This is a genomic window from Psychrobacter sp. CAL346-MNA-CIBAN-0220, from assembly GCF_040309805.1.
Lineage (GTDB): Bacteria > Pseudomonadota > Gammaproteobacteria > Pseudomonadales > Moraxellaceae > Psychrobacter.
The window spans coordinates 1-259 of record NZ_JBEOPF010000438.1; the positions used below are offsets into that span (position 1 = coordinate 1).

1 protein-coding gene is annotated in these 259 nt (G+C 36.3%); it reads left to right on the forward strand.

Annotated features, from left to right (window positions below; translation table 11 throughout):
• Positions 1-67: 67 nt before the first annotated feature.
• Positions 68-259, forward strand: a 192-nt coding sequence (locus tag AAEY88_RS14285; protein WP_350563452.1) for a hypothetical protein, incomplete at its 3' end; no start/stop codon positions are given.

Genomic DNA, 259 nt, shown 5'->3' on the forward strand with positions numbered 1-259 from the left:
GTATGCGAGATGTCATTAGTTACGATGATGGTCTGCAAGGTCTTGCTCAGTTACTAGGACAAGCATAATGGCTAAAAACAAACTCGATTTATTGCTCAAAATTGAAAATGATAAAGAAGAAAATTTGCGCATGAGTTACTTACAAGCTAATCAAAACTTGCAATCGAATCAACAAAAGCTACAAGGTTTAAACAATTTCAGACTTGAATACTCTCAGCAGTTACACCTAAAAGGTAAGTCGGGTTTATCTAGTGCAGGG